Here is a 21,134-nt window from a genome sequence, read left to right as displayed (position 1 = left end):
CCATGCTGGGGCACTGGCATGCAATTTGCTCCCTTGTGAGGCAGGTTGCCATGGCAGAGTATTCGCGCCGGCATCACCCATATCTAAGGGCACTCCACTACCCGCCCGAAGCCACCCGGAGGACATATGTCGAAGTCGGTTCAACTCATCAAAGATCATGACGTCAAGTGGATTGATCTGCGCTTCACTGACACCAAAGGTACTCAACATCACGTGACCATGCCGGCCCGTGATGCGCTGGACGACGAATTCTTTGAAATCGGGAAAATGTTCGACGGTTCCTCCATCTCCGGCTGGAAAGGCATCGAAGCCTCCGACATGATCCTGATGCCGGACGACGAAACTGCCGTCCTGGACCCGTTCACCGAAGAGCCGACCCTGATCCTGGTCTGCGACATCATCGAACCTTCGACCATGCAAGGCTATGACCGCGACCCACGCGCCATCGCCCACCGCGCCGAGGAATACCTGAAGTCCACCGGTATCGGCGACACCGCTTTCTTCGGTCCTGAGCCTGAGTTCTTCATCTTCGACTCGGTCAAATTCAAGTCCGACATCTCCGGTTCCATGTTCAAGATCTTCTCCGAACAGGGTTCGTGGATGTCCGACCAGGACGTGGAAGGCGGCAACAAAGGCCACCGTCCAGGTATCAAAGGCGGTTACTTCCCGGTTCCACCGTTCGACTTCGACCACGAAATCCGTACCTCCATGTGCAACGCACTGGAAGAAATGGGCCAGACCGTAGAAGTTCACCACCACGAAGTGGCAACTGCCGGCCAGAACGAAATCGGCGTGAAATTCAACACGCTGGTGAAGAAGGCAGACGAAGTCCAGACCCTGAAGTACTGCGTACACAACGTTGCTGACGCCTACGGCCGCACCGCGACCTTCATGCCGAAGCCTCTGTACGGCGACAACGGTTCGGGCATGCACGTTCACATGTCGATCTCCAAGGACGGCAAGAACACCTTCGCAGGCGAAGGCTATGCCGGCCTGTCGGACACCGCCCTGTACTTCATCGGCGGTATCATCAAGCACGGTAAGGCCCTGAACGGCTTCACCAACCCGTCGACCAACTCCTACAAGCGCCTGGTACCTGGCTTCGAAGCCCCGGTCATGCTGGCCTACTCGGCTCGCAACCGTTCCGCCTCGATCCGCATTCCTTACGTGAACAGCCCTAAAGCCCGCCGTATCGAAGCGCGCTTCCCGGATCCGGCTGCCAACCCGTACCTGGCCTTCGCTGCACTGATGATGGCCGGTCTGGACGGTATCCAGAACAAGATCCACCCTGGCGACGCCGCTGACAAAAACCTGTATGACCTGCCGCCTGAAGAGGCCAAGGAAATTCCACAGGTGTGTGGCAGCTTGAAAGAAGCCCTGGAAGAGCTGGACAAGGGCCGTGCGTTCCTGACCAAGGGCGGCGTATTCAGCGATGACTTCATCGACGCTTACATCGCACTGAAAAGCGAAGAAGAAATCAAGGTTCGCACCTTCGTACACCCACTGGAATATGAGCTGTACTACAGCTGCTAATCCAGTAAGCGCCGCCACGCACGGCGTGCAATAAAGAAAGGCCTCCTTCGGGAGGCCTTTTTTATGGGCGCCAGTTACGTGCATGATGCCCCGTCGCCCCCCCCCATAGAAGACGAGACTGTCCATGACTTTGCGCTTCAAACTCTGCCTTGCCCTGTCAGCCGCGCTGCTGGCCACCACCGCCGAAGCCGCCTCGACTCAAGCCCCCGAGGCCCTGACCCCGCTGCTTAACGCCATTGGCGAACGCCTGGCCCTGGCCGATCAAGTGGCCCTGAGCAAATGGGACAGCCATAAACCGGTAGAAGACCGTCAGCGCGAGCGTGAAGTCATTGCCGCGGCTGTCGCCCAGGCGCCGGCCTACAAGCTGAGTGGCGAAACCGTGGAAGCGTTTTTCTCCGCCCAGATAGAAGCCAACAAAATGGTGCAGTACATCAACCTGTCCGACTGGGCCCAGGAAGGCAAGGCCCCGGACCTCCCGCGCCCGGACCTGGTGGGACAGATCCGCCCGCAACTCGACCGGTTGCAAAAACGCCTGCTGCAACAACTGGCCGACTTCGCCCCCTACCGCACCGACCCGCAGTGCCCGCAATGGCTGGCCCGAGCCACCCACCACAACAAGCAACATCCGGTGCACCGCCTCGCCCTGATCCGAGCGACCGGAGAGCTGTGTATCTCCACAAAAGCTTAAGACAGCCCCCCTTCCCCTGTGGGAACGAGCTTGCTCGCGATGAGGTCGGCACAGCCAATATCTCAGTGACTGACATACCGCTATCGCGAGTAAGCTCGCTCCCACAGGGTTTGGGTGCAACAACTTGGGTCAATCACCCTCCCTGACCTATGCTGCAATCCATCACTTTTCGTTTTCGGTCGATTTTCCATGGGTCGCGGCTTTTCAATCATCCTGTTGTTGCTGCTGGCACTGCCCGCCGCCGCGCAGATCTACAAGTACACCGACGCCGACGGCAACACCGCCTACAGCAACCAGCCGCCCCAAGGCGTACCAGCCCAGACGGTGGAGTTGCCGCCGCTCAACAGTATCGAACGCCAATCCCCGGCCAGCCCGGACACACCGCCAGCCCCCACCAACAGCGACGAGCCGCGCAATGCCTACGAGGTACTGGAACTGACGGACATCCCCACCGAAGAAGCCCTGCGCGCCAACAACGGCACCTTCACCGTTGGCGTGCGGGCGCAACCGCGCCTGCGCAGCCCTCACCTGTTCCGGCTGCTGCTGGACGGGCAACCCTATGGCCAGCCGACCAACGTGCCGCGCCTGCAATTGGTGAACATCGATCGGGGCGAGCACAGCCTGGCGGTGCAAATCATCGACGGGGACACCCTCGTGCAACAAAGCGAAACCGTCACGTTCACCGTGCAGCGGGTGCACCAACCATGATCCGCTGGCTGCTCGCGCTTAGCTTGGCGCTGGCGGCGCTGCCTGGGGTGGCGCAGGTCTACACCTACATCGATGCCCAGGGTAATCGCGTCTTCACCGACCAGCCGCGCCCCGGCAATGCGAAGAAAGTCCAACTGCCACCCGGCAACCGGATGCCAACGCCGCCGGGCACAACAACGGCGCCCACCGCCGAAGCCCGGCCCGAGCCGCTGTTTCGTTACGAAATGCTCCGACTGTTGATACCCGAGCCGGACGCGACGATACGCAGCACCGCAGGCGAACTGATCGTCAGCGTCACCAGCGAACCCGGCCTGAAAAAAGGCCACCGCTACCGCCTGCTGCTCGACGGCCAGCCGACGGGCGCGCCGGGGCCGAGCCCGGTATTTGCCTTGAGCAACATTGATCGAGGCACCCATCACCTGGCGGTAGAAATTCTCGATGAGCAGGACCGCATCGTCGAACGCACCGCCAACCAGCCCTTCCATATGCAACGCATGTCCCTGGCGCAAAAGCGCCGCATCAAGCCCTGCACCACGACCGACTACGGTCAACGCCCCGAATGCCCCCTCGCCGAAAAGCCTGAAGAAGAAAAAAGCAGCATCCTGCCGTTCTTCTAACGTCACTCAGGACTGCGCACTATATTGGTGCAATACATTGCACACTACTCAGATCACAAACCCATTTTGGTTCGAAAGTACCCGTAAAAGCTGGCTGAATGCCACGCAACCGGGCGAAAAACACCTTTTTGAGGCTCTAAACGCTTCTTTTCGGAGCCTTGGTTTGGTTTTTGCATTTTCCTTGTAACAGCGCATTAATCGCGCGCGCAATTTGGGACCGGTCCCGAGTTGCTACGCTCCAAAAGAGGTCCTGATGACCATTAGCGACGCACTACACCGCTTGCTGCTCGACAACCTCACTACCGCGACCATCCTGCTCGACGCCGAACTTCGCCTCGAGTACATGAACCCGGCGGCGGAGATGCTCCTGGCCGTCAGTGGCCAGCGCAGCCACGGGCAGTTCATCAGCGAGTTGTTCACCGAATCCACCGAAGCGCTCAACTCCTTGCGCCAGGCGGTGGAACAGGCCCATCCGTTCACCAAGCGCGAGGCAATGCTCACCGCGCTGACCGGCCAGACCCTGACCGTGGACTACGCGGTTACGCCGATCCTGAACAACGGCGCCACCCTGCTGCTGCTGGAAGTCCACCCGCGTGATCGCCTGCTGCGCATCACCAAGGAAGAAGCGCAATTGTCCAAGCAGGAAACCAGCAAGATGCTGGTGCGCGGCCTGGCCCATGAGATCAAGAACCCCCTCGGCGGGATTCGTGGCGCGGCGCAGTTGCTCGCCCGCGAACTGCCGGAAGAAAGCCTCAAGGACTACACCAACGTCATCATTGAGGAAGCCGACCGCCTGCGCAACCTGGTGGATCGCATGCTCGGCTCGAACAAGCTGCCATCACTGGCGATGTGCAACGTGCATGAGGTGCTCGAGCGCGTCAGCAGCCTGGTGGAAGCGGAAAGCCAGGGTTGCATCACGCTGGTGCGCGACTACGACCCGAGCATCCCCGATGTCCTGATCGACCGCGAGCAGATGATCCAGGCCGTGCTGAACATCGTGCGCAACGCAATGCAAGCCATCAGCAGCCAGAACGAGCTGCGCCTGGGTCGCATCAGCCTGCGCACCCGCGCCATGCGCCAGTTCACCATCGGCCACGTGCGCCATCGCCTGGTGACCAAGATCGAAATCATCGACAACGGCCCGGGCATCCCTGCCGAGCTGCAGGAAACCATCTTTTTTCCCATGGTCAGCGGCCGTCCGGACGGTACCGGGCTGGGCCTGGCCATTACCCAGAACATCATCAGTCAGCATCAGGGCTTGATCGAGTGTGAAAGCCACCCCGGCCACACCACCTTCTCGATCTTCCTGCCACTGGAACAAGGAGCCACATCGACATGAGCCGTAGTGAAACCGTGTGGATCGTCGATGACGACCGTTCTATCCGTTGGGTCCTGGAAAAAGCCTTGCAACAGGAAGGCATGACCACCCAGAGCTTCGACAGCGCCGATGGGGTGATGAGTCGCCTGGCGCGTCAGCAACCGGACGTCATCATCTCCGACATCCGCATGCCTGGCGCCAGCGGCCTGGACCTGCTGGCGCGGATTCGCGAACAGCATCCGCGGCTGCCGGTGATCATCATGACCGCCCATTCCGACCTGGACAGCGCCGTGGCGTCCTACCAGGGCGGAGCCTTCGAGTACCTGCCCAAACCGTTCGACGTCGATGAAGCGGTATCGCTGGTCAAGCGCGCCAATCAACATGCCCAGGAACAACAGGGCATGGAAGAGGTGCCGGCCCTGGCCCGTACCCCGGAAATCATCGGCGAAGCGCCGGCTATGCAGGAAGTGTTTCGCGCCATCGGGCGCCTGAGCCACTCCAACATCACCGTGCTGATCAACGGCGAGTCGGGCACCGGTAAGGAACTGGTGGCCCACGCCCTGCACCGCCACAGTCCACGGGCGGCGTCGCCGTTCATCGCGCTGAACATGGCGGCGATTCCCAAGGACCTGATGGAGTCCGAGCTGTTCGGCCACGAAAAAGGAGCATTCACCGGCGCGGCCAACCTGCGGCGCGGGCGCTTCGAGCAAGCCGACGGCGGCACGTTGTTCCTCGATGAAATCGGCGACATGCCGGCGGACACCCAGACCCGCTTGCTGCGCGTACTGGCCGATGGCGAGTTCTATCGGGTCGGCGGGCATACGCCGGTCAAGGTGGACGTGCGAATCATCGCCGCAACCCACCAGAATCTGGAAACCCTGGTTCACGCCGGCAAATTCCGTGAGGACTTGTTCCACCGCCTGAATGTGATCCGCATTCATATCCCGCGCCTGGCGGATCGTCGCGAAGACATCCCGACCCTGGCCCGGCACTTCCTCAGCCGCGCGGCCCAGGAACTGGCGGTCGAGCCCAAGCTGCTCAAGAGCGAAACCGAGGAATACCTCAAGAACCTGCCGTGGCCGGGCAACGTGCGTCAGTTGGAGAACACCTGCCGCTGGATCACGGTGATGGCTTCGGGCCGCGAAGTGCACATCAGCGACCTGCCGCCGGAGCTGTTGAGCCTGCCGCAGGATTCAGCCCCGGTGACCAACTGGGAGCAAGCCCTGCGCCAGTGGGCCGACCAGGCCCTGGCCCGTGGCCAGTCGAGCCTTTTGGACAGCGCCGTGCCCAGTTTCGAGCGGATCATGATCGAGACCGCCCTCAAGCACACCGCCGGTCGCCGCCGCGACGCCGCCGTGCTGCTGGGCTGGGGCCGCAATACCTTGACCCGCAAGATCAAGGAATTGGGGATGAAGGTTGACGGTGGGGATGATGATGACGGGGATGAGGGCTGATCGGCCTTTAACCCTTCGCTGATCTTGAAGGCCAATCGCGAGCAAGCTCGCTCCCACAATGGTTCTGCATCAGGCACAAAATTTGTGTTCACCGCAGATCCCCTGTGGGAGCGAGCTTGCTCGCGATGCTTTTTAAAGGACTGTGTGCACCGCATCAATGCACTGCGAACCGCAATTGCGCATGCACAACGAGCCAAAACCAATCGATCCAGTTCGAAAAAAACCGCACAAACAAAAGCAAAAGCCCCGGAATACGGGGCTTTTCGCATCACCAGCAGTGTTTTTGTGACAAACCATTTAAAACTGGCACGCCACCTGCAATAACCCAATCACTACCCAGTTTCGGGGACCTTGGTACAGGCAGGCCGGGGATTCCCCATTTTATACCGGGCTCATCGAGCCCACTGTTTTGGGGGCCTTGATACAGGCAGGTCAAGGTTTCCCTTCTTTACATCCAGGGCCATGCGCTTAGCGCACGCCCTCCCGTTTTGGGGACCTTGGTACAGGCAGGCCGGGGATTCCCTCTTTTATTGCTCCTGGAGACGGACCTCCAGCCGCCAGCGGTCATCGACCTCGCTGCCGGTCCACTCTCCCCGCAACGCACGCGCCGCCACCAGCGTCAGCAACAACCCTTTGTCACTCAAACGCACCCGCCAGTTCACGTCCTTGCCGTTGAGCTTGAGTTGGCCCTTCTGCGGCCGACCTTCTGCCTGGAACAGCAGCGCTACTGAGCCGTCGACGATTTCCCCATGGAGCTTGGGTTCATTGTTGAACCAGACCACAAGCACGCCATCAGTCACCTCGACCTGCTGCAGCGCACTCGGCTCAGGCGTGGTCAAGCGACCGATCATCAATCCCACCATCAAGCCAAAGATCGCCAACGAGCCCATCACCCGAGGCATTAGCTTCGAACGTCGATCAATTTGCGGCGTAGAATGCCGCTCATCTTTATCTGCGGAGCCGTGCATGTTTCACGTCATCCTTTTTCAACCGGAAATTCCGCCGAATACCGGCAACGTCATCAGGTTGTGCGCCAACAGCGGCTGCCACCTGCATTTGATCGAACCGCTGGGCTTCGAGATGGACGACAAGCGCCTGCGCCGTGCCGGTCTCGACTACCACGAGTATGCCACCTTGCAGCGTCACGCCGACCTTGCCAGTTGTCTGGAGAGCCTGGGGCATCCGCGCCTGTTCGCCTTTACCACCAAGGGTTCGCGGCCGTTCCATGACGCCAGCTTCGTCGCCGGTGATGCGTTCCTGTTCGGCCCGGAAAGCCGTGGCCTGCCGGCCGACGTGCTGGACGCCCTGCCCGCCGACCAACGCCTGCGCCTGCCGATGCGCGAAGGCTGCCGCAGCCTGAACCTGTCCAATACCGTGGCAGTGGCGGTTTATGAGGCGTGGCGGCAGAACGGCTTTCAATAGCAGCACATAACAAATGTGGGAGCGGGCTTGCTCGCGAAAGCGGTGTGTCAGTTGACATCAATGTCGCCTGAAACACCGCTTTCGCGAGCAAGCCCGCTCCCACATTGGACTTGCGTCGACCGTTTACTGAACGGTCGCGCCGCCTTCTTGCTGCATGCGCTGCAGTTCTTGCGCATACAGGGCATCGAAGTTCACTGGGGCCAGCATCAGGGCCGGGAACGAGCCGCGGGTCACCAGGCTGTCCAGGGTTTCGCGGGCATAAGGGAACAGGATGTTCGGGCAGAATGCACCCAGGGTGTGGCTCATCGAGGCCGCATCCAGGTTCTTGATCAGGAAGATCCCGGCCTGCTGCACTTCGGCGATGAACGCCACTTCGTCACCGTTTTTTACGGTGACCGACAGGGTCAGCACCACTTCGTGGAAGTCATCTTCCAGGGCTTTCTGGCGGGTGTTCAGGTCCAGGCCTACACTCGGCTCCCACTGCTGGCGAAAGATCGCCGGGCTTTTCGGGGCTTCGAAGGACAGGTCACGTACATAAATGCGCTGCAAGGAGAATTGCGGTGCGGCTTCGTCTTCGCTGGCAGCTGTGTTCTGTTGGTCAGTCATCGCAGATCCTTCTTACTTTCAGGTTCTTTCAGTGGGAAATTCAGGCCTTGAGCAGTGCGTCGAGCTTGCCGGCGCGCTCCAGGGCGAACAGATCATCGCAACCGCCCACGTGGGTGCTGCCGATCCAGATCTGCGGCACGGACGTGCGCCCGGCCTTCTGGGTCATCTCGGCGCGCAGTTGCGGCTTGCCGTCGACCTTGATCTCTTCGAAAGCCACGCCTTTGTTCTGGAGCAGGAACTTGGCTCTGGAACAATAGGGGCAGTAATCGCTGGAATAGACAACAACGTGGGGCATTTCACTTCACCAGGGGCAGATTGTCGGCTTTCCAGCTCGCAACGCCGCCGGACAGCTTGGCAGCGGTGAAACCGGACTTCATCAGCTCGCGGGCGTGGGTGCCGGCGTGCTGGCCTTGGGCATCTACCAGGATCAGCGTCTTGGCCTTGTGTTTTTCCAGCTCGCCGATACGGGCGATCAGTTTGTCCTGGGGAATATTCACCGCCCCGACAATGTGGCCGGCGGCGTAGTCCTTGCTCGGGCGGATGTCCACCACCACGCCGGCATCCTTGTTGACCAGCGCCGTCAGCTCGGCGGTACTGAGGCTGCGGCCGCCGCCCTGCATCGTATGGGCTACCAGCAACGCCAGCAGTACGACGAAGATACCGACGAGAAGGTAGTGGTTAGTGGCAAATTCAATCAGGTGAGCAACCATCGAAGGAGGTTCCAGGGCGTTAAAATGTCGGCCAGTATACACAGCACACAAGGCCGGCCAAACCCCGCCCGGCGGTGACGCCGTCGGAACTTACCTTTAAACTGCCCGTCCCTTTTCCATCGTCTTCTTTTAACCCGCCACGAGTGGATTCCATGACTACCACGCCTAAACCTTTGGTCCTGATGATTCTCGACGGCTTCGGTCACAGTGACAGCCACGAATCCAACGCCGTGTATTCGGCCAACAAGCCTGTGCTGGACCGTTTGTGGGCCACCGTGCCCAACGGCCTGATCTCCGGCAGCGGCATGGACGTCGGCCTGCCGGACGGGCAGATGGGCAACTCCGAAGTCGGCCACATGAACCTCGGCGCAGGCCGCGTGGTGTACCAGGACTTCACTCGCGTGACCAAATCGATCCGCGACGGTGAATTCTTCGAAAACCCGACCATCTGCGCCGCCGTGGATAAAGCCGTGGCCGCCGGCAAGGCCGTGCACTTCATGGGCCTGCTGTCCGACGGTGGCGTGCACAGCCACCAGGACCACCTGATCGCCATGGCCGAACTGGCCTTCAAGCGCGGCGCCGAGCAGATCTACCTGCACGCGTTCCTCGATGGCCGCGACACCCCGCCGAAAAGCGCCACGTCGTCGATCGAACTGCTGGACGCAGCGTTCCAGGCACTCGGCAAGGGGCGCATCGCCAGCCTCATTGGCCGCTACTACGCCATGGACCGTGACAACCGTTGGGACCGCGTGTCCCAGGCCTACAACCTGATCGTCGACGGCAGCGCCGAGTTCAACGCCGCCACCGCCCAGGAAGGCCTGCAAGCCGCCTACGAGCGCGGCGAAAGCGACGAATTCGTCAAGGCCACCACCATCGGTGAGCCGGTGAAGGTTGAAGACGGCGACGCCGTGGTGTTCATGAACTTCCGCGCCGACCGCGCTCGCGAACTGACCCGCGTGTTTGTCGAGGACGACTTCAAGGAGTTCGAACGCGCTCGCCAGCCGAAACTGGCCGGTTTCGTGATGCTCACCCAATACGCCGCCAGCATTCCTGCGCCATCGGCCTTCGCCGCCGGAAGCCTGGAAAACGTGCTGGGCGACTACCTGGCGAAGAACGGCAAGACCCAACTGCGCATCGCCGAGACCGAAAAGTACGCCCACGTGACGTTCTTTTTCTCCGGCGGCCGTGAAGAACCCTTCCCGGGCGAAGAACGCATCCTGATCCCCTCGCCAAAAGTCGCCACCTACGACCTGCAACCGGAGATGAGCGCGCCGGAAGTGACCGACCGCATCGTCGACGCCATTGAAAACCAGCGTTACGACGTGATCGTGGTCAACTACGCCAACGGCGACATGGTGGGCCACAGTGGCGTGTTCGACGCGGCGGTCAAGGCCGTGGAATGCCTGGACACCTGCGTTGGCCGTATCGTCGAAGCCTTGGAAAAGGTCGGCGGCGAAGCACTGATCACGGCCGACCACGGCAACGTCGAGCAGATGTCCGATGAGTCCACCGGCCAGGCCCACACCGCCCACACCACCGAGCCGGTGCCGTTCATCTATGTCGGCAAGCGCAACTTCAAGGTCCGCGACGGTGGCGTGCTGGCCGACGTGGCACCGACCATGCTGATGCTGCTGGGCATGGAGAAGCCGGCGGAGATGACCGGGACTTCGATCCTGGTCTGATTGATCCATCAATCACCGCAAACCCTGTGGGAGCAAAGCTTGCTCGCGATAGCAATCTAACCATCTACATTTTCGTTGGATGTGCTGACGTCATCGCGAGCAAGCTTTGCTCCCACGGGGGTTTGGCGGGAAATAAGTGCCCTGCACCGCTCCAGTTATCACACAGCCCCAAATGGGCGTTTTTTTTGCAGCGTGGGGCGGGCATACTAGGCCGTCCCTTTCCCTGGTGTCGCCCGCCTCTATGCTTCGCGTCCTGATAGCCCTCGCTCTGACCTGCCTGCTCCAACCGGCCTTTGCCGACGAGCGCGCGCAAACCCAACAACAGTTGGAAGCCACGCGCCAGGACATTGCCGAGCTGAAAAAGCTGCTGGGCAAGTTGCAGGAAGAGAAATCCAGCGTGCAGAAAGACCTGCGCGGCACCGAGACCGAGATGGGCAATCTGGAGAAGCAGGTCGAGGCCCTGCAAAAAGAGCTGAAGAAAAGCGAATCCGAGCTGCAGCGGCTCGATGGAGAGAAAAAAAAACTCCAGAGCGCGCGCACTGAACAGCAAAAGCTGATCGCCATCCAGGCCCGGGCCGCCTACCAGAACGGTCGCCAGGAATATCTCAAGCTGCTGCTCAACCAGCAGAACCCCGAGAAATTCGCCCGCACCCTGACTTATTACGATTACCTGAGCCAGGCACGCCTGGAACAGCTCAAGAGCTTCAACGAAACCCTGCGCCAACTGGCCAATGTCGAAAAAGACATCGAGCTGCAACAAGCCCAGTTGCTGGTGCAGAAAAGCAGCCTCGACACCCAGCGCGAAGAGCTCGAGAAGGTCCGCAAGGAACGCCAGGTGGCCCTGGCCAAGCTCAATGACGACGTGAAGGCCCGCGACAGCAAACTCAAGGCCCGCGAGCAGGACCAGGCCGAACTGGCCAATGTGTTGAAAACCATCGAAGAGACCCTGGCCCGCCAGGCCCGAGAGGCGGAAGAAGCGCGCCAGAAAGCGCTGATCGCCCAGCAGGAAGCCGAAAAAAAGCGTTTGCGTGAAGCCCAGGCCGACGCAGACGCCGGCGACGCACCGCGCAAACCGGCAAAATCCAGCCCCGGCGCACTGGTTTCCAGTGCCGGAGAAACCTTCGGCGGCGCTTTTGGTTCGGCACGAGGCAAACTTCCATGGCCGGTCAATGGTCGATTGCTTGCGCGCTTCGGTGAAACCCGCGGCGACGACACCCGCACCAAGTGGGACGGTGTGATGATCAGCGCCTCCGCCGGCAGCCAGGTACATGCCGTACATGGCGGGCGCGTGGTCTTCGCCGACTGGTTGCGCGGTGCCGGCCTGCTGGTGATCCTGGATCACGGCAACGGTTATTTGAGCCTGTACGGCCACAACCAGACGCTGCTCAAGGCGGCGGGGGATGTGGTCAAGGCCGGCGAGTCCATCTCCACGGTCGGTAACAGTGGCGGGCAGGATACGCCAGCACTGTATTTCGCTATTCGTCAGCAGGGTCGCCCCAGTGACCCGGCCCAATGGTGTCGTGCGCAAGGATAAGCGCGCCCATCCTATTAAGGAGTTCGTTCGACATGCTGCATTTGTCCCGCCTTACCTCGCTGGCCCTGACGATCGCCCTCGTGATCGCTGCGCCCCTGGCTTTCGCCGCCGAACCGGCCCCGTCGGTACCCGCCGCCACAGCCGCGACCACCAAGGCCCCGCTGCCGCTGGACGAACTGCGCACCTTTGCCGAGGTCATGGACCGGATCAAGGCCGCCTATGTCGAACCGGTGGACGACAAAGTACTGCTGGAGAACGCCATCAAAGGCATGCTCAGCAACCTTGACCCGCATTCGGCCTACCTGGGGCCGGAGGATTTTGCCGAGTTGCAGGAAAGCACCAGCGGCGAATTCGGCGGCCTGGGCATCGAGGTCGGCAGCGAAGACGGTTTCGTCAAAGTGGTTTCGCCGATCGACGACACACCCGCTTCCAAGGCCGGCATCCAGGCCGGTGACTTCATCGTCAAGATCAACGGCCAGCCGACCCGCGGCCAGAGCATGACCGAAGCCGTGGACAAGATGCGCGGCAAGATCGGCCAGAAGATCACCCTGACCCTGGTGCGCGACGGTGGCACGCCGTTCGACGTGACCCTCACGCGGGCGGTCATCCAGGTCAAGAGCGTGAAGAGCCAGTTGCTGGAATCGGGCTACGGCTACATCCGCATCACTCAGTTCCAGGTCAAGACCGGCGAAGAAGTCGCCAAGGCCCTGGCCAAGATGCGCAAGGAAAACGGCAAGAAGCTCAACGGCCTGGTCCTGGACCTGCGCAACAACCCCGGGGGTGTGCTGCAATCGGCAGTGGAAGTGGTGGATCACTTCATCACCAAGGGCCTGATCGTCTACACCAAGGGGCGTATCGCCAACTCCGAGCTGCGCTTCTCGGCCACCGGCAACGACCTGAGCGAAGCCGTGCCATTGGTGGTGCTGATCAACGGCGGCAGCGCCTCGGCATCGGAAATCGTCGCCGGCGCCCTGCAGGACCAGAAGCGTGGCGTGGTCATGGGCACCACCAGTTTTGGCAAGGGCTCGGTGCAGACCGTCTTGCCACTGAACAACGACCGCGCCCTGAAGATCACCACTGCGCTGTACTTCACGCCCAACGGCCGTTCCATCCAGGCCCAGGGCATCGTCCCGGACATCGAGGTGCGCAAGGCCAAGATCACCAACGAGCAGGACAGCGAATATTTCAAGGAAGCCGACCTGCAAGGTCATCTGGGCAATGGCAACGGCGGTGCCGACAAGCCGACCGGCTCAGGCGCCAAGGCCAAGCCAATGCCGCAGGATGACGACTATCAGTTGGCCCAGGCCCTGAGCCTGCTCAAAGGGTTGAACATCACGTCCGGCCGCTGAGATGGGCCTGCGTTTCACCTTCGTCCTGCTGTGCCTGCTGGCGGGGGCCGTTAACGCGGCGCCCGCCACACCCTCTTCGCCGCACAAGGCGTACCTGAGCCTGATCATCGACGACCTGGGGCAAAACCTGCCCCGGGATCGCCGGGTACTGGCCCTCCCCGGCCCGGTCACCGCCGCGATCATGCCGGACACACCCCACGCCGCCGAACTCGCCCGCGAGGCCCATCGCGCCGGCAAACTGGTCATGCTGCACATGCCCATGGACCCGGCCACCGGGCCGTTCGCCTGGCATCCTGAGCTGCCCGTCGAAGAACTGGGCAAGCGCCTCGACGCCGCCTTCGCGGCAGTGCCCTACACCAGCGGGATCAACAACCACATGGGCAGCCGCATGACCGCCCAGCCCCAGGCCATGGCGTGGCTGATGGCGAATTTGCAGCAGCGCCACAAGTTTTTCGTCGACAGCCGCACCAGCGCCCAGACCGTCGCCGCCGCCGAGGCGCAGAAGATCGGCCTCGCCAGCGTGTCGCGGGATGTGTTCCTGGACGACGAGCGCACCGAAGCCGCCATCGCCCAGCAACTCCAGACCGCCATCGACCTGGCCCGCCGGCAGGGCTCAGCCGTGATGATTGGCCACCCCTACCCACAGACCCTGGCGGTGCTCGAACGCGAGCTACCCAAGCTCAAGGCCCAGGGCATCGAATGGATCGACATCAAGTCGATGATCAGCCTGCGCAGCAATCGGGCGATGGTCGGGCATGGGAAAGATGGGGTTTATCGGTAGCCGCTGAGAACCATTTCAAAACCGCGTCGCCGCCATCGCGAGCAAGCTCGCTCCCACAGGGGATCTGCTGTGAACACAAATTTTGTGTCCGATTCAGAACCACTGTGGGAGCGAGCTTGCTCCGGGCGGCGATCCGACGATGAAGGCGGCACAGTCCTGCACAGCGGTCAGAGATACCGCGCCATGATCGCGTCCACTTGACCTTCCTTGCGCAACTCATCCAGGGCCTTTTGAAGCCGGGCAACCACGTCGTCAGGCACGTCTTTGTTCAAGGCCAGGTACAGCTCGGCACTGTTGAATCGCAGCACGGTCTTGAGATCGTTCACCCCTTCCTGACGCGCCAGGTAACGCCCGGCAGGGTCGCCGGTGGCCCACAGGTCGATCTGGCCGTTGACCAGTTTCCGGGCGTTGTCCTGATCGCGCAACACGACAATCGGGTTCAGCCCCTGCTTGGCCAATGTCTCGGCAATCGCGTCGCCCTTGTAGGCACCGACCTTGTATTGGCGCGCCTGCTCCAGCGAGCCTAGGGCGATCTTGCTGTCGGCCTTGGCGAGCATGATCCAATCATCCGGGCCGATGGGGCCGACCCATTTGAACAGCTTTTCACGCTCCGGTAACCGCGCCATGACAAACACGCCGTAACCAGGATTCTCCAGGGCGAGTTTGTAGATCCGTTCCCAGGGGAAACGCAGTGTCAGGCTGTAGGAGATATCGGCACGCTTGAAAATTTCGCGGACAATGTCCACGGCAATGCCATGGATGTTTTCGTCCTGGGCGAAGTTCTTGCCGTTCTTGGCCATGTTGTACGGCGGGAAGTTTTCCGTCAGTAACACCAGCGATGTATCAGCGGCGCGGACGGTACCGGCGAGCAGCAGCGTGGCACCGGCAAAGGCAAGAACGAGGCGTTTGAGCATGTCGGGCTACCGCAATCCATGGTGTGCCCAAGAGTGCCTTGGGCCCGCCATGGTGTCCAGCAGTCAGCGAATGCAGATACCGCGATGCGCCATGTAGGCCTTGGCTTCCGGCACGGTGTATTCGCCAAAGTGGAAAATGCTCGCCGCCAACACCGCGCTGGCGTGGCCTTCGAGGATGCCGTCGGCCAGGTGTTGCAGGTTGCCGACGCCGCCGGAAGCGATCACCGGAATGCCCAGGGCATCGCTGATGGCGCGAGTGACGCCGAGGTCGAAGCCGTTTTTCATGCCGTCCTGGTCCATGCTGGTCAGCAGGATCTCACCGGCGCCCAGGCCTTCCATCTTCTTCGCCCACTCGACGGCGTCCAGGCCAGTGGGTTTGCGCCCGCCGTGGGTGAAGATTTCCCAGCGCGGGGTTTCGCCCGGGCCGGAGACCTTCTTCGCATCGATAGCCACGACGATGCACTGCGAGCCAAAGTGCTGGGCCGCTTCGCCGACGAACTCCGGGTTGAACACCGCCGCAGTGTTGATCGACACCTTGTCGGCCCCGGCATTGAGCAGGTTGCGGATGTCTTGCACGGTGCGTACGCCACCGCCCACGGTCAGCGGGATGAACACCTGGCTGGCCATGCGCTCGACGGTATGCAATGTGGTATCGCGGCCATCGACGCTGGCCGTGATGTCGAGGAAGGTGATCTCGTCCGCACCCTGTTCGTCGTAGCGACGGGCGATTTCCACCGGGTCACCGGCATCACGGATGTTCTCGAACTTGACGCCCTTGACCACCCGGCCGTTGTCCACGTCCAGGCAAGGGATGATGCGTTTGGCCAGCGCCATGGTGAGTCCTCAGCCTTTGTACGAATCGCAGAAAGCTTGCGCTTCAGCGACATCGAGAGTGCCTTCGTAGATCGCACGGCCAGTGATTGCGCCGATGATGCCCGGCGCCTTGGCATCGAGCAGCGACTTGATGTCACCCAGGTTGTGGATGCCACCGGAAGCGATGACCGGGATCTTCGTCGCGGCGGCCAGGGCGGCGGTGAACGGGACATTGCAGCCCTGCATCATGCCGTCTTTGGCGATGTCGGTGTAGACGATGGCAGACACGCCGTCGGCTTCGAAACGCTTGGCCAGGTCGATCACCTGCACGGTGCTGATTTCAGCCCAGCCATCGGTGGCGACGAAACCGTCTTTGGCATCCAGGCCGACGATGATCTTGCCAGGGAACGCGCGACAGGCTTCGGCGACGAACGCCGGGTCTTTCACGGCCTTGGTGCCGATGATCACGTAGCTCACGCCAGCCTTGACGTAATGTTCGATGGTTTCCAGCGAGCGAATGCCGCCGCCGATCTGGATCGGCAGGTTCGGGTAGCGCTTGGCAATGGCCGTGACCACTTCGCCATTGACCGGCTGCCCTTCGAAGGCGCCGTTCAGGTCGACCAGATGCAGGCGACGGCAGCCACCCTCCACCCACTTGGCGGCCATGCTCACCGGGTCATCGGAAAACACCGTGGAGTCTTCCATGCGGCCCTGACGCAGACGTACGCAAGCGCCGTCCTTGAGATCGATAGCGGGGATAATCAGCATCTGGCAAACCTTCAAATACGAATATTCAGCTTGGCTCGAAAATCAGTTTTTCTCGAGCGCCCACAAGTCGCTTTCAATGCTTTCGAACCTTTCTTTAAGGTGCGTCTGCACATCGAAAATCGCCCTGTTGTAATAGTGCGGAGCAATTTCGCGGGTAAACAGGTCAAGAATTTCCGCCGCTTCGAACGAGCCCAGGTCCAGCTCGAACCGGTCCTCCATGAACCGCTGGATCTTGCGGTTCGCTTCACTCTCCTGCTCGGGCGTGAGGGTGAGGATCGGCGGTTTCTTGCGGGCCATTACCAGCGCCCATCCCACGCGGCGAAGTTCTGCAACAGCTGCAGGCCATGGGTATGGCTCTTCTCGGGGTGGAACTGCACGGCGAAGCGCGAACCATCGGCCAGGGCCGCGGCGAAATCAACGCCATAGTGACCGCTGCCCACCACCTGCCGCGCATTGCCGGCGGCGATGTAGTAGCTGTGCACGAAGTAGAAGCGCGCCAGGTCCGGGATGTTGTGCCACAGCGGGTGATCCACCGTCTGCTTCACTTCGTTCCAACCCATGTGCGGGACTTTCAGGTGCTCGCCGTCTTCATGCAGGCCCTTGCCAAAAAACTTCACCTGGCCTGGGAACATGGCAATGCAATCGACACCGTCGTTCTCTTCGCTGCGTTCGAGCAAGGCTTGCATGCCCACGCAGATGCCGAGGAACGGACGGTCCTGGCTGACTTCGTGCACCAGCGTGTCGAAGCCCAGGCGACGAATCTCGGCCATGCAATCACGAATCGCACCGACGCCGGGGAACACCACCCGGTCGGCTTCGCGAATCACGTCGGCATCGCTGGTGATCAGCACCTTGCCGGCGCCCACGTGCTCGAGGGCCTTGGCCACCGAGTGCAGGTTGCCCATGCCGTAGTCGATTACCGCGACCGTCTGCATTACAGGACGCCCTTGGTGGAAGGCATCTGGCCGGCCATGCGGTCATCGAGCTCGACGGCCATGCGCAGGGCGCGGCCGAAAGCCTTGAACACGGTTTCGATCTGGTGGTGGGTGTTGTGCCCGCGCAGGTTGTCGATGTGCAGGGTCACGTTGGCGTGGTTGACGAAGCCCTGGAAGAATTCCTGGAACAGGTCAACGTCGAAGCCGCCGACGGTGGCACGGGTGTACGGCACGTGCATCTGCAGGCCCGGACGGCCGGAGAAGTCGATGACCACGCGCGACAGCGCTTCATCGAGCGGCACGTAGGCATGGCCGTAGCGACGGATACCCTTCTTGTCGCCGATGGCTTTGGTAAAGGCCTGGCCCAAGGTGATACCGACGTCTTCCACCGTGTGGTGGTCGTCGATATGCAAGTCGCCCTTGCTGACGATGTCCAGGTCGATCAGCCCGTGACGGGCGATCTGGTCCAGCATGTGCTCAAGAAAAGGTACACCGATATCAAACCGGGCCTTTCCGGTGCCATCCAGGTTGATCGAGGCTTTGATCTGGGTTTCCAGAGTGTCGCGCTCGACAGACGCCTTACGTTCGGCCATCACCAGCTCCGCAAAATCATTGGGCGAAAAAGGCAGCCATTATAGGGGCGCGAGCGGCAAACAGAAACACGGGAGGTGATATCCCTGACGGGTTGTCTCCCGCGCTGTCGGCGATAGACATGTCCATACAAGCAATTTTTGCCATCACCCAGAATCAAATGTGGGAGCGGGCTTGCTCGCGAAGGCTGCGTATCAGTCGACATCATCGTTAACTGACACACCGCTTTCGCGAGCAAGCCCGCTCCCACATTTAGGGTTGCCCTGACCTAATGGTCAGGGCAACGGTCTTAGCGGAACAACACCGCCGTCTTCTGCAGGGTCACCCACACACCCCACGCCAACGGAATGCCCACCACCAGCCAGGCGGCGATCGCCAGGGACTTGGTGCCCGGTGCGGCTTTCCACTCCAGCGAAGTACTGCTGTCGGCGCCTTTGTCATGGCCCAGCGCCTGTTCGGCGGCCAGTTCGGCATCGGTCATGAAGTACTTGTCGGCGACCGGACGGACCATCAGGTTGCAGAGGAAGCCCAGCACCAGCAGGCCGGCGAGGATGTACAAGGTGATGTCATAGGCCGCGGCACGTTCAACGCCGATGCTCAGTTGATATTCACGCAGGTAGTTCACCAGTACCGGACCCAGCACGCCCGCCGCCGCCCAGGCGGTCAGCAGACGACCGTGGATCGCGCCGACCATTTGCGTACCGAACAGGTCCGCCAGGTAGGCCGGCACCGTGGCGAAACCGCCACCGTACATCGACAGGATGATGCAGAACGCCGCCACGAACAGCGCGACGCTGCCCAGGTGACCCAGGTTCGGGATCAGCGCGTACAGGGCAAAGCCCAGGGCGAAGAACACGAAATAGGTGTTCTTGCGACCCAGGTAATCCGAGAAGGAGGCCCAGAAGAACCGGCCGCCGATGTTGAACAGGCTCAACAGACCGGTGAAACCAGCGGCGATGGCCGCGATCTGGCCCAGTTGCACGGCGTCCAGCTGACCGAAAGGCAGGTCATTGCCGAGCAACTTGCCGCCGAACACTTCCTGCAACAGTGGCGAAGCCATGCCGAGGATGCCGATACCGGCGGATACGTTCAGGCACAGCACCAGCCATACCAGACGGAACTGCGGGGTTTTCCAGGCAACGTTCACGTGAACGTGGCGATGGGTGATCATCGCGTTCGCGGCTTTCTTCGGTGCTGGGGTCCAGCCTTCAGGTTTCCAGCCGGTTGGCGGAACGCGGTACGACAAGGCGCCACCGATCATGAACACGAAGTAGATCGCGGCCATGACCAGGAAGCTCTGCCATACGCCCACGCCGGTTGGCGAAGCGAAATGGTTCATCAGCGCCGCGGCCAGCGGAGCACCGACCATCGCACCACCGCCGAAGCCCATGATCGCCATGCCGGTCGCCATGCCGCGCTTGTCCGGGAACCACTTGATCAGGGTCGACACCGGCGAGATGTAGCCCAGGCCCAGGCCGATACCACCGATCACCCCGGAACCGACCCACATCAGCCAGATCTGGTGGGTATAGATACCCAGCGCGGAAATCAGCAGGCCACCGCACCAGCACAAGGCCGATACAACGCCGGCCTTGCGTGGCCCGGCGTGTTCCAGCCAGCCGCCCCAGATGGCTGCCGAGCAACCCAGGAAGATGAAGAACAGGGTGTAGATCCAGCCGAGCATCGAGATCGGCCAGTCGCATTGGGACGAAAAGACTTGCGAGATGAAACTCATATCCGGTGCACAGGCCACAGGCTTGGTGACACCCAAGGCTTTGGACAGTGGCAACCAGAACACCGAGAAGCCATAGGCCATGCCGATGCAGAGGTGAATGGCCAGTGCGGCCGGTGGAACCAGCCACCGGTTGAAACCGGGCTTGGCGATGATACGTTCCTTGGAGAGGAACGCTGGCTGGTCGGCGATGCCGTCCGCCGTGATGCTCGTGCTCATTGTGTATCCCCCAGTTATTGGAATGGTCCGTCAGCCACGCCTCACCCTCAGCCTTCATTGCACGCAGGCATGGCTGTATTTTCTGGTGAAGCTCCATAGTGTGCGACATCAAGTCGCAGAAGGACGGACGAACGGGCAAAGGTTACCATTTGCTCGCGGCAGAAAAACCAAAGTGATATCACCTTTTTCGTGCCATCTGTCTTATCGCACGCTTGCTCGCTTTCTGTAGGGGGCTAACGATTTATTTTTTCAGGAATTTTCATGCCCATCGTTGTCGAGCTCATTACTGACGCCAATTGTCAGGACCAACAGGACCTGCAGAAAATCTACCGGGATGCCCCGGCCTGGCTGTTTGAACCCTTTGGCGATGCCACGCAACTGATCGCGCAATGCCTTGAGGAAGGCTCGTTGGTAGCAGCACGGTTCAATGACCGCCTGCTCGGTGCCGCACGCCTGCAACGGCACCAGAACGCCTGGCGCTTGTCCCACCTGTGCGTACGAAGCATCACCCGCCGCCGTGGCGTGGCTGAACGGCTGGTGAGCGAAGCCCGGCGAATGGCCGCGTCAAACGGTGCCGAGCTGCATTTGTTGGCGCCGGCCGGGCATCTGCAAGCCCAGGCGCTGGCGACCAAGCTGGGGCTGATGTTGGTCCAGGATTAGAAACCACTGTGGGAGCGGGCTTGCTCGCGATGGCGGTCGCACACGCACACCTTCATTGGCTGTCACACCGTTATCGCGAGCAAGCTCGCTCCCACAGTGG

General features: G+C 61.3%; 23 protein-coding genes. 12 read left to right on the top strand and 11 right to left on the bottom strand.

The window, feature by feature from the left end:
- The first annotated feature begins 126 nt into the window (after positions 1 to 126).
- From glnA to ntrC, 6 genes are all read left to right on the top strand, one after another.
- Positions 127 to 1,533 (top strand): type I glutamate--ammonia ligase, encoded by a 1,407-nt coding sequence (gene glnA / locus HU749_RS02800; protein WP_014336114.1) that lies wholly within the window; start codon positions 127 to 129, stop codon positions 1,531 to 1,533.
- A 124-nt stretch (positions 1,534 to 1,657) separates the two neighbouring features.
- A complete protein-coding gene (locus tag HU749_RS02795; protein WP_186651387.1) occupies positions 1,658 to 2,221 on the top strand; it encodes a chorismate mutase in 564 nt (187 codons plus the stop codon).
- Positions 2,222 to 2,410: 189 nt separating this feature from the next.
- Positions 2,411 to 2,929 (top strand): DUF4124 domain-containing protein, encoded by a 519-nt coding sequence (locus HU749_RS02790; protein ID WP_186651389.1) that lies wholly within the window; start codon positions 2,411 to 2,413, stop codon positions 2,927 to 2,929.
- Complete coding sequence (locus HU749_RS02785) at positions 2,926 to 3,546, top strand: DUF4124 domain-containing protein (protein WP_014336112.1); 621 nt, start codon at positions 2,926 to 2,928, stop codon at positions 3,544 to 3,546. Before HU749_RS02790 ends, HU749_RS02785 begins: the two co-directional genes overlap by 4 nt.
- A 253-nt stretch (positions 3,547 to 3,799) precedes the next feature.
- Positions 3,800 to 4,885 carry a nitrogen regulation protein NR(II) gene (gene glnL / locus HU749_RS02780; RefSeq protein ID WP_014336111.1) on the top strand — a complete coding sequence of 362 codons (1,086 nt, stop codon included), beginning with the start codon at positions 3,800 to 3,802 and terminating at the stop codon, positions 4,883 to 4,885.
- Positions 4,882 to 6,318 carry a nitrogen regulation protein NR(I) gene (ntrC, locus tag HU749_RS02775; protein ID WP_014336110.1) on the top strand — a complete coding sequence of 479 codons (1,437 nt, stop codon included), beginning with the start codon at positions 4,882 to 4,884 and terminating at the stop codon, positions 6,316 to 6,318. Before glnL ends, ntrC begins: the two co-directional genes overlap by 4 nt.
- Before the next feature lie 527 nt (positions 6,319 to 6,845).
- Here ntrC and HU749_RS02770 read toward each other — a convergent pair.
- Positions 6,846 to 7,286: a hypothetical protein gene (locus tag HU749_RS02770; RefSeq protein ID WP_186651391.1), complete on the bottom strand. Its 441-nt coding sequence runs from the start codon at positions 7,284 to 7,286 to the stop codon at positions 6,846 to 6,848.
- Here HU749_RS02770 and trmL point away from each other — a divergent pair.
- The gene (gene trmL, locus HU749_RS02765; RefSeq protein WP_079301538.1) at positions 7,285 to 7,740 is read left to right on the top strand and encodes a tRNA (uridine(34)/cytosine(34)/5-carboxymethylaminomethyluridine(34)-2'-O)-methyltransferase TrmL; all 456 of its coding nucleotides are present in this window, start codon (positions 7,285 to 7,287) and stop codon (positions 7,738 to 7,740) included. The genes HU749_RS02770 and trmL overlap by 2 nt on opposite strands.
- A 123-nt stretch (positions 7,741 to 7,863) precedes the next feature.
- On the opposite strand, the gene secB is transcribed toward trmL, so the two are convergent.
- Genes secB through HU749_RS02750 form a run of 3 tightly spaced genes read right to left on the bottom strand, consistent with a single transcriptional unit; the run spans position 7,864 to position 9,056 of the window.
- Entirely contained in the window at positions 7,864 to 8,346 is a 483-nt protein-coding gene (gene secB / locus HU749_RS02760) for a protein-export chaperone SecB (RefSeq protein WP_014336107.1), read from the bottom strand.
- 40 nt (positions 8,347 to 8,386) lie between these two features.
- Entirely contained in the window at positions 8,387 to 8,641 is a 255-nt protein-coding gene (grxC, locus tag HU749_RS02755) for a glutaredoxin 3 (protein WP_014336106.1), read from the bottom strand.
- Position 8,642: 1 nt separating this feature from the next.
- Entirely contained in the window at positions 8,643 to 9,056 is a 414-nt protein-coding gene (locus HU749_RS02750; RefSeq protein ID WP_014336105.1) for a rhodanese-like domain-containing protein, read from the bottom strand.
- 152 nt (positions 9,057 to 9,208) lie between these two features.
- Between HU749_RS02750 and gpmI the strand changes: the two genes are divergently transcribed.
- The 4 genes from gpmI to HU749_RS02730 all read left to right on the top strand — a co-directional run bounded on the left by gpmI (position 9,209) and on the right by HU749_RS02730 (position 14,402).
- Entirely contained in the window at positions 9,209 to 10,738 is a 1,530-nt protein-coding gene (gene gpmI / locus HU749_RS02745; protein ID WP_079301537.1) for a 2,3-bisphosphoglycerate-independent phosphoglycerate mutase, read from the top strand.
- Between the two features lie 241 nt (positions 10,739 to 10,979).
- A complete protein-coding gene (locus tag HU749_RS02740) occupies positions 10,980 to 12,272 on the top strand; it encodes a murein hydrolase activator EnvC family protein (RefSeq protein ID WP_014336103.1) in 1,293 nt (430 codons plus the stop codon).
- Between the two features lie 32 nt (positions 12,273 to 12,304).
- Positions 12,305 to 13,621 (top strand): S41 family peptidase, encoded by a 1,317-nt coding sequence (locus tag HU749_RS02735; RefSeq protein ID WP_079301536.1) that lies wholly within the window; start codon positions 12,305 to 12,307, stop codon positions 13,619 to 13,621.
- Position 13,622: 1 nt separating this feature from the next.
- Entirely contained in the window at positions 13,623 to 14,402 is a 780-nt protein-coding gene (locus HU749_RS02730; RefSeq protein WP_186651393.1) for a divergent polysaccharide deacetylase family protein, read from the top strand.
- A 167-nt stretch (positions 14,403 to 14,569) separates the two neighbouring features.
- Here HU749_RS02730 and HU749_RS02725 read toward each other — a convergent pair whose 3' ends face one another.
- The 7 genes from HU749_RS02725 to HU749_RS02695 form a co-directional block, all read right to left on the bottom strand.
- Positions 14,570 to 15,316 carry a substrate-binding periplasmic protein gene (locus HU749_RS02725; protein ID WP_186651395.1) on the bottom strand — a complete coding sequence of 249 codons (747 nt, stop codon included), beginning with the start codon at positions 15,314 to 15,316 and terminating at the stop codon, positions 14,570 to 14,572.
- Between the two features lie 63 nt (positions 15,317 to 15,379).
- A complete protein-coding gene (gene hisF, locus HU749_RS02720) occupies positions 15,380 to 16,150 on the bottom strand; it encodes an imidazole glycerol phosphate synthase subunit HisF (protein ID WP_003196830.1) in 771 nt (256 codons plus the stop codon).
- 9 nt (positions 16,151 to 16,159) lie between these two features.
- Positions 16,160 to 16,897 (bottom strand): 1-(5-phosphoribosyl)-5-[(5-phosphoribosylamino)methylideneamino]imidazole-4-carboxamide isomerase, encoded by a 738-nt coding sequence (hisA, locus tag HU749_RS02715; protein WP_186651398.1) that lies wholly within the window; start codon positions 16,895 to 16,897, stop codon positions 16,160 to 16,162.
- Positions 16,898 to 16,939: 42 nt separating this feature from the next.
- Positions 16,940 to 17,194 carry a DUF2164 domain-containing protein gene (locus HU749_RS02710; RefSeq protein ID WP_018606317.1) on the bottom strand — a complete coding sequence of 85 codons (255 nt, stop codon included), beginning with the start codon at positions 17,192 to 17,194 and terminating at the stop codon, positions 16,940 to 16,942.
- Positions 17,194 to 17,832 carry an imidazole glycerol phosphate synthase subunit HisH gene (gene hisH, locus HU749_RS02705; protein ID WP_014336096.1) on the bottom strand — a complete coding sequence of 213 codons (639 nt, stop codon included), beginning with the start codon at positions 17,830 to 17,832 and terminating at the stop codon, positions 17,194 to 17,196. The genes HU749_RS02710 and hisH overlap by 1 nt, the downstream gene beginning before the upstream one ends.
- A complete protein-coding gene (gene hisB, locus HU749_RS02700) occupies positions 17,832 to 18,425 on the bottom strand; it encodes an imidazoleglycerol-phosphate dehydratase HisB (RefSeq protein WP_003186751.1) in 594 nt (197 codons plus the stop codon). Before hisB ends, hisH begins: the two co-directional genes overlap by 1 nt.
- A gap of 287 nt (positions 18,426 to 18,712) precedes the next feature.
- Positions 18,713 to 20,374: an OFA family MFS transporter gene (locus HU749_RS02695; RefSeq protein ID WP_018606324.1), complete on the bottom strand. Its 1,662-nt coding sequence runs from the start codon at positions 20,372 to 20,374 to the stop codon at positions 18,713 to 18,715.
- A gap of 261 nt (positions 20,375 to 20,635) precedes the next feature.
- Between HU749_RS02695 and panM the strand changes: the two genes are divergently transcribed.
- Entirely contained in the window at positions 20,636 to 21,034 is a 399-nt protein-coding gene (panM, locus tag HU749_RS02690; RefSeq protein WP_079301532.1) for an aspartate 1-decarboxylase autocleavage activator PanM, read from the top strand.
- The last annotated feature ends 100 nt before the right edge of the window (positions 21,035 to 21,134 follow it).

Source organism: Pseudomonas ogarae (assembly GCF_014268695.2).
Lineage (GTDB): Bacteria > Pseudomonadota > Gammaproteobacteria > Pseudomonadales > Pseudomonadaceae > Aquipseudomonas > Aquipseudomonas kilonensis.
Note: the sequence above shows the minus strand (reverse complement) of the source record. Positions and strands in the feature narration are given on the sequence as shown.